The following is a 16828-nucleotide window of genomic DNA, read 5'->3' on the forward strand; positions in this document are numbered from 1 at the left end:
GCTTTTTTTCTATACAAAACTAATATAATAATCATGAAAAAAATCGTATTGATGGGCGCTGTGGCGCTTTTTGGTTTATCAAATGCACAGATTGCAAAAGGAACTTCTTACCTTTCAGGTCAGGTAGGATATTATCACAGTGAAAAGGACGAATTCAATACTAAAAGAAAGGATGACGTGATCAGAATCCTTCCTACGGCAGGGTATTTCGTTACTACTAACCTGGCTGTGGGACTTGGCGTAGGCTATAAAAGCGCTGTTACAAAATATAAATTGGGCAACCCTGCCATAAGTAATGTATTTGAAGTTAAATATACAGATAATGCTTTTGTGGTAGCACCATTCGTGAGAAAATACTGGACTTTATCTGATAAATTATACATCTTCGGGCAGTTACAGGTTCCATTGGAGTTTGGTAAGGAAAAAATGAATGCAAACAGTAATATTAACGATGTGGACCCTTTGCTTACAGCTGCCTTGAACAGAGAAAATAACTATACCAATATTGGAGTGAATATCAAGCCGGGTCTGGATTATTTCGTGACTAAAAACTGGTCAATTGAAGCTACAATTGGAGAATTCGGATACAATACTTACAAAAGAGATATTGACGGGGCAAAAAGAACGGATGATTACAAATTTGGGATCAGTTTAAGTTCCGTGACTTTTGGAGTTAAATATGTATTTGCAAAATAAAAAATAAAATAGATATATTAGTCCTAAGATAGCTATCTTAGGGCTTCTTTATTTTAAAACTATTTTAATCATGAAAAAAATCTTATTAGCATCTGCAATTGCTTTATTTGCAGGATTGAATGCGCAAACTACATTCGGAATAAAGGCAGGTTATGCCTTATCAACATTAAATTCTGATGCGAACAGTGTCGATTTTGGCGGGATTGGAGCAAGTCTTGAATCTAAATCCGGTTTTTATATCGGTGGTTTGGTTGAGCATAAATTGAACAGTAAATTTGCGTTACAGGGAGAAGTGGAATACGCTAACCTTGGAGGTAAAGCAGTGGTAAAGGTTTCCGGAGTTACTGTAACGGAAAAACTGCATTTTAACAGAATTGTTATTCCTGTATCCGTAAGATATTATGCAACTCCCGAACTGGGGCTTTATGCCGGCCCATATGTAAGTTTCAGAACCAATACAAAAGCTAAAATTGAAGTGAGCGGAGCTCAGTCGAATCCAGCTGCTATCAACGAAGGTGAAAAATATCTTGAAAACTATTTTGATAATGGACTGAAATCGACAGAATTCGGTTTGTTCCTTGGTGCTGATTATAATGTATATAAAGGACTATTTGTAGATGCCCGTTACAGTTTTGGTCTTACCAATATGATCAAAAATCCTGTAGATGGAGAAAAACTAAAGATGAATTTCTTCCAGTTAGGAGTAGGATACAAGTTTAAATAAACAGATTGTAGTACAAAAACAAAAAACTCTCAGAATTTCTGAGAGTTTTTTTATAAATGATTTTGTCTTTCTTATTTTCCAAACATTCCACCCATTCCAGGCATGTTTGGCATTTTGCTCATCATCTGCATCATTTGCTTTCCTTGAGGTCCCTGCATCATCTTCATCATTTTACCCATCTGATCGAACTGTTTCATCAATTGATTCACGTCTTCGATTTTTCTTCCGGCACCTTTAGCAATTCTACCTTTTCTCTGTGTATTGATAATAGAAGGTCTTCTTCTTTCTTCAGGAGTCATAGAGTAAATAATAGCTTCAATATGCTTAAACGCATCATCACTGATTTCTACGTCTTTAATCGCTTTTCCAACTCCAGGAATCATTCCCATCAAATCCTTCATGTTACCCATCTTCTTGATTTGATTGATCTGCTTAAGGAAATCATCAAAACCAAACTCGTTTTTAGCAATTTTTTTGTGAAGTTTTTTAGCTTCCTCTTCGTCAAACTGCTCCTGAGCTCTTTCTACTAAGGAAACAACGTCTCCCATTCCCAGGATTCTGTCTGCCATCCTTTCCGGGTAGAAAAGATCTAAAGCTTCCATTTTTTCTCCTGTAGAGATAAATTTGATTGGTTTTTCAACAACAGAACGGATCGTCAGTGCAGCACCCCCTCTTGTATCACCATCCAATTTCGTTAAAACAACCCCGTCAAAGTTCAAAGCATCATTGAATGCTTTTGCTGTATTCACAGCATCCTGACCTGTCATTGAGTCAACAACAAATAGGGTTTCATTTGGTTTAATGAAATAATGTACGGATTTGATCTCGTTCATCATCTGCTCATCAATCGCTAAACGACCAGCTGTATCCACGATTACTACATCATGGTTGTTGGCCTTTGCAAAATTGATCGCGTTTTCAGCAATGGTAGACGGATTAGTAGCACCTTCTTCAGTGTAAACAGGAACATTAATTTGTCCTCCCAATACTTTCAGCTGGTCAATCGCTGCAGGACGGTAAACGTCACACGCTACCAATAAAGGTTTTTTATTTCTTTTTGTCTGTAAATAATTAGCAAGTTTTCCTGAGAAAGTAGTCTTACCAGATCCCTGAAGACCTGCAATAAGAATTACAGAGGGTTTTCCTGAAAGATTAATTCCTTCCTGAGAACCTCCCATAAGGTCTACCAATTCATCATGAACAATTTTCGTCATCAACTGTCCCGGAGTAAGGGAAGTAAGAACGTTTTCTCCTAATGCTTTATCCTGAACTCTCTTTGTAAGATCTTTCGCAACTTTATAGTTAACGTCGGCATCCACCAATGCTCTACGGATCTCCTTTACGGTTTCCGCCACATTGATTTCAGTAATTTTTCCTCTTCCGGAAATATTGTGTAATGCCTTGTCTAATTTATCCTGTAAACTATTAAACATATTTATTGTAAATTATAGGTTTGCAAAAATAAGGAATTTTTAGCATATCCAAAGTGTTTGATCACGTAATATTATATATATACGTAATATTATTATAGACAAGAAAAATGATAAATATCAAATCATAGTATAATCCGATAGAAAAAGTCTATTTTTGCGATCAATTAAAATATAGAATGAAAATCAATCCCAATATTCTTGTTGTCATTTTATTCTTTCTGACTTTCCTGGTGCATTTTTCCCTTTGGAAATTTGTTTTTCACCTGGATGAAATTATGATCATTAAATTTTACCTTTTTCTAAGCGTCATGTTTATGATGATGATCACCCTTATTATCTTAATCAATAGAGTAGCGCCGGAATTTTTAGGATTGTCTGTTATTGGTTTGATCCTTTTAAAATTCGGTTTGATGTACTTAATCAGAAAAAAACTGAACTTTGAAGTGATTCCCGGCTATAAATTTCATTTTATTATGCCCTATTTTGTCCTGACAGCCCTGCTTACATACTATGCCATCAAGCTGATTAATCATGATAAAAAACAGTAAAATAATTTATTGAAACTAGAAAAAATATCATATTTTTGCACAACGAAAAAAACCTATCAATGTTTAAGAAATTCGCAGTTTTATTCTACAGTATTTTTGTATTAAACTTAGTGTCTGCACAGCACGGTGAGGCTACTGCTGGCGCAGCTCCTGCTCAAGAGCTTTCAGAGAAAGACAAAGTAAGCAAAGAAAACAAAGAGTTCATCGATCATCACTTATTAGATGCACATGATTTCACATTGATGGTTGATAAAGATGGTCACCACATCGGTTTCCCTCTTCCTGTTATTATCTATGATAACGGTTTCCACTCTTTCATGAGTAACAAAGAAGGGTTCATGCATGGAGAGCCTACTGAAGTAGACGGTTCTTTTTATGTATTGCACCATGAAAAAATCTACAAGACTGATGCAGCTGGAACTTTAACACTTGGTGAAGACGGTCATCCAACTAACGTGAAGCCTCTAGATCTTTCTATTACAAAAAGTGTATTGATTATTTTATTAGTGTCAATCTTTATGTTTGTATTATTTGTTGGAATGGCTAAATCTTATAAGAAGTCAGCGATCCCAACAGGTGCAGCAAGATTCTTAGAGCCACTGATCATCTTTGTAAGAGACGAAGTTGCTATTCCTAACATCGGACATAAGTATAAGAGATTCATGGGGTATTTATTAACAGTATTCTTCTTTATCCTTTTCCTTAACGTTCTTGGATTAATGCCTTTCGGAATTAATGTTACAGGTAATATCACTATGACATTCTTCCTGGCTATCCTTACGTATTTGATTACAACATTCTCAGCGAACAAAGATTACTGGAAACACATCTTCTGGATGCCAGGAGTACCGGTTCCAATGAAACTGATCATGCTTCCTATCGAATTATTAGGAACAATCACTAAACCATTCGCATTGATGATCCGACTTTTTGCCAACATGACTGCAGGACACATCGTAGTAATGAGTTTGATCGGATTGATCTATGTATTCAAGAATTTCATCGCAGGTGTTGCATTCCCATTCTTAACATTAGTAATTTATTTACTGGAAGTATTGGTAGCATTCCTACAGGCTTATATCTTTACAATGTTATCAGCACTGTTTATTGGAATGGCAGTAGAAGAGCACGAGCACGAACATCATGCAGCTCACTAATTGAAATTATAAATTAAAGTAAAACAAATTTTTTAAAATTATATATTATGGAAATCCCTAAAATTGTAGGTGCTGGTATCGTAGTACTAGGTGTAGGTATCGGTCTTGGTAAAATCGGAGCTGCTGCTCTTGAAGCTATCGCTAGACAACCTGAGCAATCTGGAAAAATCCAAACAGCTATGCTTATCGCAGCTGCACTTGTAGAAGGTGTTGCGTTTGCTGCTCTATTCGCAGTAAACTAATTAAACTCAAACCATTATCTGTGACGGTTGGTTACAGGTAATGGTTCTTTAAAAAAAGTAATAATTATTTATACATTTATATAATGGAATTAATTCATCAGTTTTCATCAGGGTTATTTATTATCCAGTCTGTAATTTTTCTAGCATTATTATTTTTGTTAGGTAAATTCGCTTGGAAACCTATTTTAACGTCTATCAATGACAGAGAAACATCTATTGTTGACGCTCTTAATCAAGCTAAATTAGCTAGAAAAGAAATGGAAACTTTAAAAGAGGATAACGAAAGAATCATTCGTGAAGCTAAAATCGAAAGAGATGCGATCCTTAAAGAAGCCAGAGAAATTAAAGACAGAATCGTAGGAGAAGCTAAGGATGCTGCTAAAGCTGAAGGAGACAAAATGATCGAAGCTGCTAAACAGACTATCAACGCTGAGAAAAATGCTGCAATGGCAGACATCAAAACTCAGATTGGTACTTTATCTGTAAACATTGCTGAGTCTATCTTGAAGCAAAAGCTGGACAACAGCGAAGCTCAAAACGAATTAGTTCAAAATTATTTAAACAAATCAAACCTTAACTAAGAATGCTTACATCTAAAGTAGCTAAAAGATACGCACAAGGTTTACTTGACTTCACCAACGAAGCAGGGCAAACGGCTACTGTATTTTCTGAAATGAAAGATGTAGTAAAGGTAATGACTGAATCTAAAGATTTAAACAAGTTTTTCCTTACTCCTTACATCGATTCTAAAAAGAAAATAGAAGTAGCAAACGAAATTTTCAAAGGTTTATCTGTTTCTTCTCAAAACCTGATCAGATTGGTTATTAAGCACGGACGTGAAAACCAATTGAAAAATATCGCTCAGGAATTCATCAATAAAGTTGAAGACCTTAGCGGTGTACAGAGAGTAACACTTACAACAGCAACTCCGCTTTCAAAAGAAAACCTTGACCAGATTTTAAGATCTACCAATCTTGTAAATGCTGATTCAAACTTTGATCTGAAAGTAAATGTGAAGCCTGAAATTCTTGGAGGATATGTTCTGAGAGTAGGTGACCAGCAGGTAGATGCGTCTGTGAAGACAAAATTGAACCAAGTTAAAAAAGATTTCCAATTAAATTAAGAAAAACAACCATACAATGGCAGAAATAAATCCGGCAGAAGTATCTGCGATCTTAAAACAGCAATTGGCCAACTTCGATACTCAATCAAACGTTGAGGAAGTAGGTACAGTTTTAACCATCGGTGATGGTATTGCTCGTGTATACGGGTTAGAAAACGTACAATACGGAGAGTTGGTGAAATTTTCTAGTGATGTAGAAGGTATTGTACTTAACCTTGAAGAAGACAACGTGGGTGTTGCTCTACTTGGTGAAAGTAAATTAGTAAAAGAAGGTGATACAGTAAGAAGAACAAACAGAATCTCTTCTATCAAAGTAGGAGAAGGTATGTTAGGAAGAGTAGTAGATACTCTTGGTAACCCAATCGATGGTAAAGGTCCTATTACTGGGGATTTATATGAAATGCCATTGGAAAGAAAGGCTCCTGGAGTTATCTTCAGACAGCCGGTAACTGAGCCTTTACAGTCTGGTATCGTGGCAATTGATGCGATGATCCCTGTAGGAAGAGGTCAGAGAGAGCTTATCATTGGTGACAGACAAACAGGTAAAACTACTGTTGCTATCGATACGATCATCAACCAAAAAGAATTCTTTGATGCTGGTAAACCAGTATATTGTATATATGTTGCTATTGGTCAGAAAGCTTCTACTGTAGCACAAATCGTTAAAACGCTTTCTGATAAAGGAGCTTTAGCTTATACGGTAATCGTTGCAGCTAACGCATCAGATCCGGTTCCAATGCAGGTATATTCTGCAATGGCAGGAGCTTCTATCGGTGAGTTCTTCAGAGACACTGGTAGACCAGCGCTTATCGTTTATGATGATTTATCTAAACAAGCTGTTGCTTACCGTGAGCTTTCTCTACTATTGAGAAGACCACCGGGCCGTGAAGCTTATCCTGGAGACGTTTTCTACCTTCACTCAAGACTATTGGAAAGAGCTGCAAAAGTAATCGCTGATGACGAAATTGCTAAGCAAATGAACGATTTGCCAGAGTCTCTTAAGCCAATCGTAAAAGGTGGTGGTTCATTAACAGCCCTTCCGATTATCGAAACTCAGGCTGGTGACGTTTCTGCATATATCCCTACAAACGTAATCTCTATTACTGACGGACAGATCTTCCTGGAGTCTGATCTATTCAACTCAGGGGTTCGTCCTGCAATCAACGTAGGTATCTCTGTATCAAGGGTAGGAGGTAACGCTCAGATCAAATCAATGAAAAAAGTATCTGGTACATTGAAGCTTGACCAGGCTCAATATAAAGAATTGGAAGCGTTTGCTAAATTCGGTTCTGACCTTGATGCTTCTACTTTAGCAGTTATCTCTAAAGGAGAAAGAAACGTAGAAATCCTTAAGCAGCCGGTAAATGCACCACTTCCTGTAGAAAGTCAGGTAGCGATCGTATACGCTGGAACAGAAAACTTAATGAGAAACGTTCCATTGAACAAGATTAAAGAATTCCAACACGAATATATCGAGTTCCTTAAGTCTAAGCACCCTGATACAATGGCTGCTATTAAGTCTGGAAAAATCGATAACGATATTACAGGTGTTCTTAAGCAGGCAGCTAACGATTTAGCTTCTAAATACAACTAAAAAATTCAATGTTTAAGGTTTGAAATATAGTGTTTTAAACCTTAAACTTTAGACCTTAAACTTTGAACCCAAATTAATGGCAAACTTAAAAGAAATACGAGGCAGAATTACGTCAATTTCATCTACGATGCAGATTACACGTGCTATGAAGATGGTTTCCGCAGCGAAACTTAAAAAAGCACAGGACGCAATCGTAATGTTAAGACCTTATTCTGAAAAATTACAGGAGCTTATCCAGAATGTGAATTCTAGCTCTGATCCTGATCAGATTTCTGTATATGCTCAGAAAAGAGAGGTTAAAAGAGTATTATTCATCGCTGTTACTTCAAACAGAGGTCTTGCGGGAGCTTTTAACTCTTCTATCGTAAAAGAGCTTAACCTTCAGTTTCAGAACAACGCCCAGTACGAGGTTGAAGTTCTTCCTGTAGGTAAAAAAGTATATGATGCTGTAAGAAAAAGCCGTACGGTATATACTAACGGAAGTACTGTATATGATAATCTGAACTTTGATGCTGTTGCTCATATCACTGAAGGAGTAATGACAAGCTTCAAAGAAGGTAAATTTGACGAAGTTTATGTTATCTATAACAAATTCGTGAATGCTGCTACTCAGGAAGTAACTACAGAACAGCTTCTTCCAATCTCAATGCCAGAAAATACTGAGCCACAGGTTGAAACAGATTATATCTTTGAACCTAACAGAGCTGAAATCCTGGATAACTTGATTCCAAAGTCTATCAAAACTCAGGTTTTCAAAGCTATCTTAGATTCAGTAGCATCTGAGCACGGAGCGAGAATGACTGCAATGCACAAAGCAACAGACAACGCTCAGGCTTTAAAGAATGATCTTGTGATCTTCTATAACAAAGCAAGACAGGCTGCAATTACCAACGAAATCCTGGAAATTGTTTCCGGAGCAGAAGCTTTGAAAAATTCATAAAGAATTATTTTATTATACAAATAAAAGCACCGAAATTTTCGGTGCTTTTTTGTTTTTATAAGGTTAAAACTACTGTTTAGTGCTCAAAAATCTTTGTTTTTATAAAAAATGAACACGTAGCAAGATTATTTTTTTTATTTAAAATTAGCCCTATTATATCAAGCCTTATTTTTGTAAGAAAATTTCTTCATCGAAATAATCAATCCCGGATTCAGGCAGGTTATTTTTATTTTACATATCTTTGTACTTAATAAAATTTATACAACCTCTAAATGGACTCGGACATAGTCAGGCTTTTGCTGGCCTTATTTCTTGTTTTACTAAATGGCTTCTTCGTAGCCGCAGAATTTTCAATTGTTAAAGTTCGTTATTCACAAATTCAGTTAAAAGCTGCAGAAGGAAACTCTATGGCTAAACAGGCAGAGCATATCATCAAACATCTTGATGAATATCTTTCCGCTACACAATTAGGAATTACATTGGCATCCCTTGCCCTTGGTTGGGTAGGAGAAAGCGCCCTGCATCATATTGTTGAAAATATTTTCACGTCTTTGAGTATTAATTTGACTCAGACAACCATTACCACTATTTCGGTAGTGACAAGTTTTGTATTGATTACCATCATGCACATTGTATTTGGTGAGCTTATTCCAAAATCAATCGCCATCAGAAAATCTGAATCAACGACAATGGCAACAGCAGTTCCGTTGAGAGTTTTCTATACGATTTTTAAACCGTTTATCTGGTTGATGAACTCCATGTCAAATGGTTTCTTAAGACTGGTAAAAATTCACCCTGCTTCTGAGCAGGAAATTCACTCTACCGAAGAACTTCAGCTTTTGGTAAAACAAAGTGCAGACAGTGGTGAGATTGAAGAAGAAAACTACGAGATCATTAAAAATGCATTTGATTTTACAGATCACTCTGCCAAGCAGATCATGGTTCCAAGACAGAATATTACATCCATAGATTTTGAAGAAGATATTAATGATATTATCAACAAAATAATGGATAGCGGTTACTCGCGTATTCCTGTTTATATTGATTCTATTGATAATGTGATCGGTATTTTCTACACAAAGGAAATCATAAGAGAATTTGTGAAGAGAAAAGGAGATCTGGATCATGAAGATCTTAAAGACTTAATGCGTGATGCCTTCTTCGTGGTGGAAAGCAAAAAAGTTTCAGACTTACTGAAGACTTTCCAGCTTAAAAAACAACATATCGCCATTGTTATTGACGAATTTGGAGGAACTGAAGGTATTATTACATTAGAAGATATTCTTGAAGAACTTGTAGGAGAAATTCAGGATGAAGAAGATGATGAAGAAAAAATCGTTGATAAAATAGCGGAGAATACCTATTGGGTACAGGCTACACAGCCTTTGGACGAAATCAACGAATTCCTTCCTAAAAAACTTCCTCTTTCCGAAGAAAGTGAGTACAACTCACTCGCAGGATTCATTCTTTATGAGCTGGAAGAAATCCCTGAAGAAAACCAGGAGTTTGATCTTGAAGATTATCACTTCAAAATTCTTAAAATGAATAACAAAAGTGTAGAACTTGTGGAACTGGTTTATCAGGAACCTAATGCTATAGATAATCTGGCAGACAAAATAGGTGAAGTTTAAAAGAATGAAAATGAATTTTTATAACAGCATAAAAGATTACGAAAATCCGAAACGTCAGTACGAAGAAGAAGTTCTCGTTTTAGATGATACGGATGAAGTGTATAAACTGGTACTGCATAACGATGATATTCATACTTTTGATTATGTCATAGACTGTCTGATCGAAATATGCAAGCATACCCTGGAACAGGCTGAGCAATGTACCATTCTGGTTCATTACAAAGGCAAATGTACCGTAAAAACCGGCTCAATGGATGTTTTGAAGCCTATGCATGAAAAACTTATTTCGCGTGAATTAACAAGCGAAATCGTATAAAATAAAATCCGGCAAATGAATTGTCGGATTTTTTTATTAAATCAAGAGAGTACATTTGAGTAATAACAATAAATCATAAAGACTGACAGCTTTCCTGAAAATATTTTGATATTTAAATGCTTTAATCTTTTAATTTCTCAATACACTTACATTGTCATATTTTATCTAAAATAGTATATTTGTACCAACTATAAAGAAACAAAAAAACAATGCTTGTAATAGGAATTGCCGGTGGTACAGGATCCGGCAAAACTACAGTTGTTGATAAGATACTTCAGCAGCTTGATATTGAGGGAATGAATATCCTCTCTCAGGATAATTATTATCACGACAACCAGGGTCTTACATTGACGGAAAGAGAAGCCCTGAACTATGACCATCCGAAATCTATAGACTTTGACTTACTGATAAAACATGTAAAAGCTTTAAAAAATAATGAGTCTATTGAACAGCCGATTTATAGCTTTGTCACGCATTCCCGAACAGGAGATCATGTCACTGTAGAACCTAAAAACGTATTGGTAGTAGAAGGAATTCTTGTTTTAACCAACAAAGAATTGCTGAAAGAATTTGATCTGAAAGTATTTGTTCATGCAGATTCTGACGAAAGACTGATCAGGAGGATCAGAAGAGATACTCAGGAAAGAGGAAGAGATCTGAGCGAGGTATTACACCGTTATCAGACCACATTGAAACCAATGCACCAGGAATTCATCGAGCCTTCTAAAAATGATGCGGATCTTATTATCCCCAATATGAAGCAGAATTCCGTAGCGATTGATTTTTTAACTACCGTTATTAAAAATTCGTTGAAAAAACATTAAAAAAATGGAAGAAAACAACCTTATCAAAGACATTCAGCCGAAATCTGAAACATTTAAACTTATACAGAAATATGTTTTGAATAAGTATACCATTACGATCTGTCTGTTTTTGGTATGGATGATTTTTTTCGATAAAACCTCATTTCTTGTTATTAATGAACTGAATGGTGAGATTCATAAATATGAAGATCAGCTGGATTATTATAAAAAAGAATACGAGAAAAATGATGCTTTTTATAAAAAACTGATGAATAACAAGTCAGAAAAAGAAAAGTACGCAAGAGAAAATTATTTTATGAAAAAACCGAATGAAGAGATCTTTATTCTGGTAGTAGACAGCACAAAAGTGGCTAAAAAGTAATAAAAGTTGAATAGAATGACGTTAATGATGAAATGAATTTTTAACATTAAAAATTCACTTGCGAAGCAGAATTCACCATTGACCATTCACAAATAAAAAAACTAATGTCAAATACAGATATACTTTCAAACTGGGAAAATCTAGTCAAAAAACAGCTTAAAACAGAGGATATCTACCCTGTTTTAGAGAAACAGAATCTGGAAGGAATAGAGGTGAAGCCTTTTTATACAGAGGTTCAGAAACCTTTGGTCAACCTGCCAAGAGTTGAAGAAAGCACCCATCTGGTAGCTAGATACCATGAAAGTCTGGAAGAAGAAGTATTTGCATTCATCCTTGATCAGAATGTAGAAAATCTTGATCAGAAAACTCTTTTTGTGAATAATAAAGATCTTGCAGGGCATATCAGTCCTAAAGAAGAAGATCAGTATTTTTCATTGATTGATGTCTTTAATGAAAAAGAAGGAAGTATTGATGATCAGCTGGTAAAAGAATTGCTGTCAAAAGATTTTAAAAGAAATATTTGTGTAGATATCTCACTCCATCAGAATGCCGGAGCTGCTATTTACCAACAGCTTGGAATTGCCCTTGCAAAAGCTAAGGAATTGGTGGAAGCTTATGGCGCTGAAATTTTAAACAAACTGATCTTCAGAATTGCAGTAGGAGGAAGTTATTTCTTTGAAATGGCCAAATTGAGAGCTTTTAAAATCGTTTTTAACCAACTTTCCAAAGAATACGGACTGGACGAAGTTCCTTACATCTTTGCCGAGACTTCACTGCGAAATAAAGCGATTGCTGACAACGAAAATAACCTGATCCGTTCTACACTGGAGCTTGCTTCTGCCATGATTGGTGGGGCAGATGCTGTTTTCTCCAACAATTATCTTGTTGACAGAATTACCGATAACTCAGAAGAGATCTCTTTCAAACAACAGATTGTGCTGGCTTACGAAAGTATCATCAACGTATTTGAAGATGCTTCTAACGGAAGTTATTATGTTGAAGATATCACCCGTCAGTTTGCAGAAAAAGTATGGGCTTTATTTGTTGAAATAGAAGAAGCAGGAGGATATCTTGAGCTGTTGAAGCAGGGAGTTATTCAGAAAAAAATCTGTGATCATGCTATAGAAGAACAGCAATGGATTGAAGAAGGGAAAATAAAGCTTATCGGAGTGAATTTGTACCCTAAATTAGACATTAAAAAGTCTATTGCAGATCTTTACAACGAAAAAGAAATAAAAGCCGTCCGTTGGGCGGAAATGTTTGAATAATATTTTTAACCACAGATTATACAGATTTTCACAGATGATTATTCATAATATTCTGTGAATTTTTTTTATCAAAAGTTTAAATATGAACAATTATATTAAGATTAAAACCAGTTAAGGTTGAAATATAATTTCTATTTGAATTTTGGTTAAATTAAGAAACTATAGTGCTATCTCACTAATATTGTACTTTTGATACAAATACAATGTAATGAAAGAAAGTGAGATAAGTTTTTACATCAGAAAATCTATATTTTCTGTTTACAACGAACTAGGTCCAGGTCTTTTGGAGAAAGCTTATGAAAAAGTCTTAGCTTATGAACTGGAAAATAATGGTTTAAGAGTACAGACCCAAGTTTCAATGAATATTAAATTTAAAGATGTATTTATTGATTCAAGTTTTATAGCAGATATAATTGTTGAAGACAAAGTAATCATAGAAGTTAAGGCAGTTACTGAAATATTAAATATCCACCATCAGCAATTATTAACATATTTAAAACTAACAAATTTGAAATTAGGGATTTTAGTTAACTTTAATACCGACTATATTGATAAAAGCATTTTTAGAAAGATAAATGGAAAGTTAGACTAAAAAATAAAGAATAATCATCTTCGAAAGTTTATGAAAACTGTAGGATACTTTAATTTAACCACAGATTACATGGATTTCCTCAGATGATTGTACATAATTTATTTGGAATCCTTTAAAATATATAACATAATCATCTGTGTAAATCTGCGAAAATCTGTGGTTAAATTACTAAACAAAGAAGTTCAAAACTATATCAATGCAAATCTGAATACAGATTTACATACATTACTGCTTAAAAAATCTCCGTTTCCGGAGGTTTCTATGCATGAAATTGTACAACAGATCAAAGGAAAACAGGTAGCAGAAAGAAAATTTCCGTTTCTCTTAAAAGAAGGTATTCTTTTCCCGCCTCAGCTTAATCTTGAACAGTCTTCATCTGAAAAAACGGCGCTATATAAATCAGGATTTCTAAAGGGAAATAAATTCATTGATCTGACAAGCGGTTTTGGTATTGATGCCTTTTATCTGTCTCAAAATTTTGATAATATCACTTTAATAGAGCAGAATACTGAGCTTTTAAATATTGTTGAAAATAACTGGGGGATTTTAGGTCGCAAAGCGAAATTTATCAATCTTAAGCTTGAAGATTTTCTGAATGAAAATACCGAACACTTTGATGTCATTTATCTTGATCCGGCCAGAAGGGATGAGCAAAAAAATAAAGTTTTTCTTCTGGAAGATCTGTCTCCTGATATTCTTGAGATTCAGGAAAAATTATGTTCTATATCCGATCTTGTGGTGATAAAGCTTTCTCCGCTTATTGATCTTAAGTATCTTGTTTCGGTATTGCCGGGTATTTCAAGGATTGATATTATCGCTCTGAAAAATGATGTGAAAGAAGTTGTCGTATTTCTTTCCAACGAAAATACGGATAAGATCATCTGTAATTGTGTGAACCTTGAAAGCAATGAATCTGTCTTTAGCTTTACATTTGGGGAAGAAGAAACTGCGCAATCCGAATATTCGGAACCTGAAAGATACATTTACATTCCCAATCATTCTATTTTGAAGGCTGGAGTCTTTAATCTGATCTCTCAGAAATTCGGATTAAAAAAACTTCATCCCAACAGCCATCTTTACACTTCCAGCGAAAGAATTGGAAGCTTCCCCGGAAGAATTTTAGAAATGGAATCTGTTGATTCTAAAAGTATTAAAAAGAAAGGACAGTTCAATATTATTACAAAAAATTATCCTCTGAAACCTGAAGAAATCAAAAAGAAATATGGTTTAAAAGACGGAGGAGACCAGTATCTTATTTTTACCCAATCCAAAAAAGGGAAAATAATATTAAAATCAGTATAAAAATGTTGCCGAAAAAAGCAGGATTTCTTACTTTTGGGCAATCAAAAATTGAAGCATGAAATCGTTTGCTGTTTGGAGATCAAATAAGTTAAAATAGTGCGGTTTCATTTTACCTTTTAAAAAAAATAATTTTACATATGAAAAAATTAGTTATATGTTTAGCGATTGCAACGGTAGCGGTAAGCTGTAAGAAAGTTCCACAAGGAGGAAACAGAGGTACTTTGAAACTTGAAGAAGGAGTAGAAAGATATTCTGACGACCCTCAGGGAGAAGCTCACGGACATGAAGCGGGAGCTGCAGAACATAAAGAAGAGGCTCATGCAAAACCAGAAGAAGCTGCTGCTCCAAAAGCAGACAGTACTGCGGCTGCAAAACCTGCTGAAGCTGATAAAGCACCAAAAGCTGAACACTAATTAGAAGTACAAAATATATAAGTGCCCTGTTTCTGCAGGGCATTTTTTTATTAAAAAAGAGGGCTATAAGGTTCATTAGCATAAGGTTGGGAAAATCCTTCCTTTTTGTTTGTCCCTGCCGGGCATTTTTTTTAATTTTAACAAAATAAATTTTTACAATGCAAGAGACATTAAATTACATTAACGAAAACAAACAGCGTTTCGTGGATGAATTATTTGAGTTATTGAGAATTCCTTCTATTTCTGCAGATCCGGCGTATAAAGATGACGTTTTGAAATGTGCAGATGTAGTGGCGGCACACCTTAAAAATGCAGGCGCTGATAATGTGGAAGTTTGCAGCACAAAAGGATATCCAATTGTTTTCGGGGAGAAAATTTTAGATAAAAGCTTACCTACAGTTTTGGTATACGGACACTATGATGTTCAACCGGCAGATCCGTTGGAATTATGGACGAAGCCACCTTTTGAGCCTTATATTGAAAAAACTGAATTACATCCTGAAGGAGCTATCTTCGCAAGAGGTTCTGCTGATGATAAAGGACAGTTCTTTATGCATTTGAAAGCTTTTGAAGCAATGATGAAAACCAATGCTCTTCCTTGCAATGTTAAATTTATCTTAGAAGGAGAAGAAGAGGTAGGATCTGTAAGCTTAGGAGACTGGGTAAACGAGAATAAGGAGAAATTAGCCTGCGATTGTATCTTAATTTCTGATACACATATCTACAGCAACGAACAACCTACTGTAACAACTGGTTTAAGAGGTTTAAGCTATGTAGAAGTAGAAGTGGAAGGTCCAAACAGAGACCTGCATTCAGGGCTTTATGGTGGAGCGGTTCCGAACCCTATTCACGTACTTTCAAGAATGATCGCTAATCTGATTGATGAAAACGGTCATATCACCATTGATGGATTCTACGACAATGTTGAAACTGTTTCAGATGCTGAAAGAGCTGATATGAACAAATTGAAAGACAACCCGGAAGAATTCAAGAAATCAATCGGATTAGGTAATATCGAAGGTGAAAAGGGATATACAACTTTAGAAAGAACTTCTATCCGTCCTACTTTAGACTGCAACGGAATCTGGGGTGGTTATACGGGAGAAGGAGCAAAAACAGTAATTCCTTCAAAAGCTTTTGCTAAAATTTCAATGCGTCTGGTTCCTTATCAGACTCCTCAGGAAATTACAGAGAAGTTCACGAAATATTTCGAAAAGATTGCTCCGGATACGGTAAAAGTTAAAGTTACTCCTCACCACGGAGGTATGCCTTATGTTTTACCAACGGATACCAAAGAATTTGCAGCCGCAAAACAAGCGATGGAATCAGCATTCGGAAAAGAAGTTCTTCCATACAGAGGAGGAGGAAGTATTCCGATTACAGCCATGTTTGAGCAGGTTTTAGGAGCTAAGTCTGTATTGATGGGCTTCGGATTGGATTCTGATGCGATCCACTCTCCAAACGAGCATTATGGATTATTCAATTTCTATAAAGGGATTGAAAGTATTCCGTTATTCTTTGAGAATTATTCAAAATAATTGATCAATATTACGATATCATAAGGTATTTCTGGAAAGAAATACCTTATTTTTTTGCTTTATATTATTCTGTTATCAACTGCCGGCAAAGCCTTTTTAAGAATTTTAAAAATTAAATTCACTGAA

The 16828-nt window shown here is 35.3% G+C and carries 19 protein-coding genes; 18 read left to right on the top strand and 1 reads right to left on the bottom strand.

The annotated features are described in order from the left end of the window. Nucleotides 1–33 precede the first annotated feature (33 nt). Together RAH34_RS06780 and RAH34_RS06785 are read left to right on the top strand one after the other, a co-directional pair. Nucleotides 34–696 (top strand): outer membrane beta-barrel protein, encoded by a 663-nt coding sequence (locus RAH34_RS06780; RefSeq protein ID WP_306595598.1) that lies wholly within the window; start codon nt 34–36, stop codon nt 694–696. Nucleotides 697–766: 70 nt separating this feature from the next. Then, entirely contained in the window at nt 767–1420 is a 654-nt protein-coding gene (locus tag RAH34_RS06785) for a porin family protein (RefSeq protein ID WP_306595599.1), read from the top strand. Between the two features lie 71 nt (nt 1421–1491). Here RAH34_RS06785 and ffh read toward each other — a convergent pair whose 3' ends face one another. Then, complete coding sequence (gene ffh / locus RAH34_RS06790; protein WP_306595600.1) at nt 1492–2853, bottom strand: signal recognition particle protein; 1362 nt, start codon at nt 2851–2853, stop codon at nt 1492–1494. 176 nt (nt 2854–3029) lie between these two features. Here ffh and RAH34_RS06795 point away from each other — a divergent pair, with 176 nt between their 5' ends. The 16 genes from RAH34_RS06795 (at nt 3030) to RAH34_RS06870 (ending at nt 16702) form a co-directional block, all read left to right on the top strand. Then, complete coding sequence (locus RAH34_RS06795) at nt 3030–3401, top strand: hypothetical protein (protein WP_306595601.1); 372 nt, start codon at nt 3030–3032, stop codon at nt 3399–3401. A 59-nt stretch (nt 3402–3460) separates the two neighbouring features. Next, nucleotides 3461–4558, top strand: coding sequence for a F0F1 ATP synthase subunit A (gene atpB, locus RAH34_RS06800; RefSeq protein ID WP_114821342.1), 1098 nt, complete (start codon nt 3461–3463; stop codon nt 4556–4558). Nucleotides 4559–4605: 47 nt separating this feature from the next. After that, nucleotides 4606–4800: an ATP synthase F0 subunit C gene (gene atpE / locus RAH34_RS06805; RefSeq protein ID WP_002979108.1), complete on the top strand. Its 195-nt coding sequence runs from the start codon at nt 4606–4608 to the stop codon at nt 4798–4800. 83 nt (nt 4801–4883) lie between these two features. Then, nucleotides 4884–5381 (top strand): F0F1 ATP synthase subunit B, encoded by a 498-nt coding sequence (locus tag RAH34_RS06810; RefSeq protein WP_114821343.1) that lies wholly within the window; start codon nt 4884–4886, stop codon nt 5379–5381. Between the two features lie 2 nt (nt 5382–5383). Then, a complete protein-coding gene (gene atpH, locus RAH34_RS06815; protein WP_114821344.1) occupies nt 5384–5923 on the top strand; it encodes an ATP synthase F1 subunit delta in 540 nt (179 codons plus the stop codon). A 16-nt stretch (nt 5924–5939) separates the two neighbouring features. Beyond that, nucleotides 5940–7517, top strand: a complete 1578-nt coding sequence (atpA, locus tag RAH34_RS06820; protein WP_034695418.1) for a F0F1 ATP synthase subunit alpha — start codon at nt 5940–5942, stop codon at nt 7515–7517. Nucleotides 7518–7593: 76 nt separating this feature from the next. Then, nucleotides 7594–8457 (top strand): ATP synthase F1 subunit gamma, encoded by an 864-nt coding sequence (gene atpG, locus RAH34_RS06825; RefSeq protein ID WP_062675004.1) that lies wholly within the window; start codon nt 7594–7596, stop codon nt 8455–8457. 272 nt (nt 8458–8729) lie between these two features. Then, nucleotides 8730–10088 carry a hemolysin family protein gene (locus RAH34_RS06830; protein WP_306595602.1) on the top strand — a complete coding sequence of 453 codons (1359 nt, stop codon included), beginning with the start codon at nt 8730–8732 and terminating at the stop codon, nt 10086–10088. A 10-nt stretch (nt 10089–10098) separates the two neighbouring features. Further along, nucleotides 10099–10404 (top strand): ATP-dependent Clp protease adaptor ClpS, encoded by a 306-nt coding sequence (locus RAH34_RS06835; RefSeq protein ID WP_099049883.1) that lies wholly within the window; start codon nt 10099–10101, stop codon nt 10402–10404. A gap of 209 nt (nt 10405–10613) precedes the next feature. After that, nucleotides 10614–11228 carry a uridine kinase gene (udk, locus tag RAH34_RS06840; RefSeq protein WP_034697618.1) on the top strand — a complete coding sequence of 205 codons (615 nt, stop codon included), beginning with the start codon at nt 10614–10616 and terminating at the stop codon, nt 11226–11228. A gap of 4 nt (nt 11229–11232) precedes the next feature. Further along, nucleotides 11233–11589, top strand: coding sequence for a septum formation initiator family protein (locus RAH34_RS06845; protein ID WP_034697620.1), 357 nt, complete (start codon nt 11233–11235; stop codon nt 11587–11589). Nucleotides 11590–11693: 104 nt separating this feature from the next. Further along, nucleotides 11694–12857, top strand: coding sequence for a methylmalonyl-CoA mutase family protein (locus tag RAH34_RS06850; RefSeq protein WP_306595603.1), 1164 nt, complete (start codon nt 11694–11696; stop codon nt 12855–12857). 208 nt (nt 12858–13065) lie between these two features. Continuing rightward, complete coding sequence (locus RAH34_RS06855) at nt 13066–13449, top strand: GxxExxY protein (protein WP_306595604.1); 384 nt, start codon at nt 13066–13068, stop codon at nt 13447–13449. A 156-nt stretch (nt 13450–13605) separates the two neighbouring features. Then, on the top strand, nt 13606–14751 hold the full coding sequence (locus RAH34_RS06860) for a class I SAM-dependent methyltransferase (protein WP_306595605.1): 1146 nt from the start codon (nt 13606–13608) through the stop codon (nt 14749–14751). Nucleotides 14752–14888: 137 nt separating this feature from the next. Beyond that, on the top strand, nt 14889–15164 hold the full coding sequence (locus RAH34_RS06865) for a hypothetical protein (RefSeq protein ID WP_114821349.1): 276 nt from the start codon (nt 14889–14891) through the stop codon (nt 15162–15164). Nucleotides 15165–15322: 158 nt separating this feature from the next. Then, nucleotides 15323–16702 (top strand): dipeptidase, encoded by a 1380-nt coding sequence (locus tag RAH34_RS06870; RefSeq protein WP_114821350.1) that lies wholly within the window; start codon nt 15323–15325, stop codon nt 16700–16702. The last annotated feature ends 126 nt before the right edge of the window (nt 16703–16828 follow it).

Source organism: Chryseobacterium sp. WLY505, assembly GCF_030846215.1.
Lineage (GTDB): Bacteria > Bacteroidota > Bacteroidia > Flavobacteriales > Weeksellaceae > Chryseobacterium.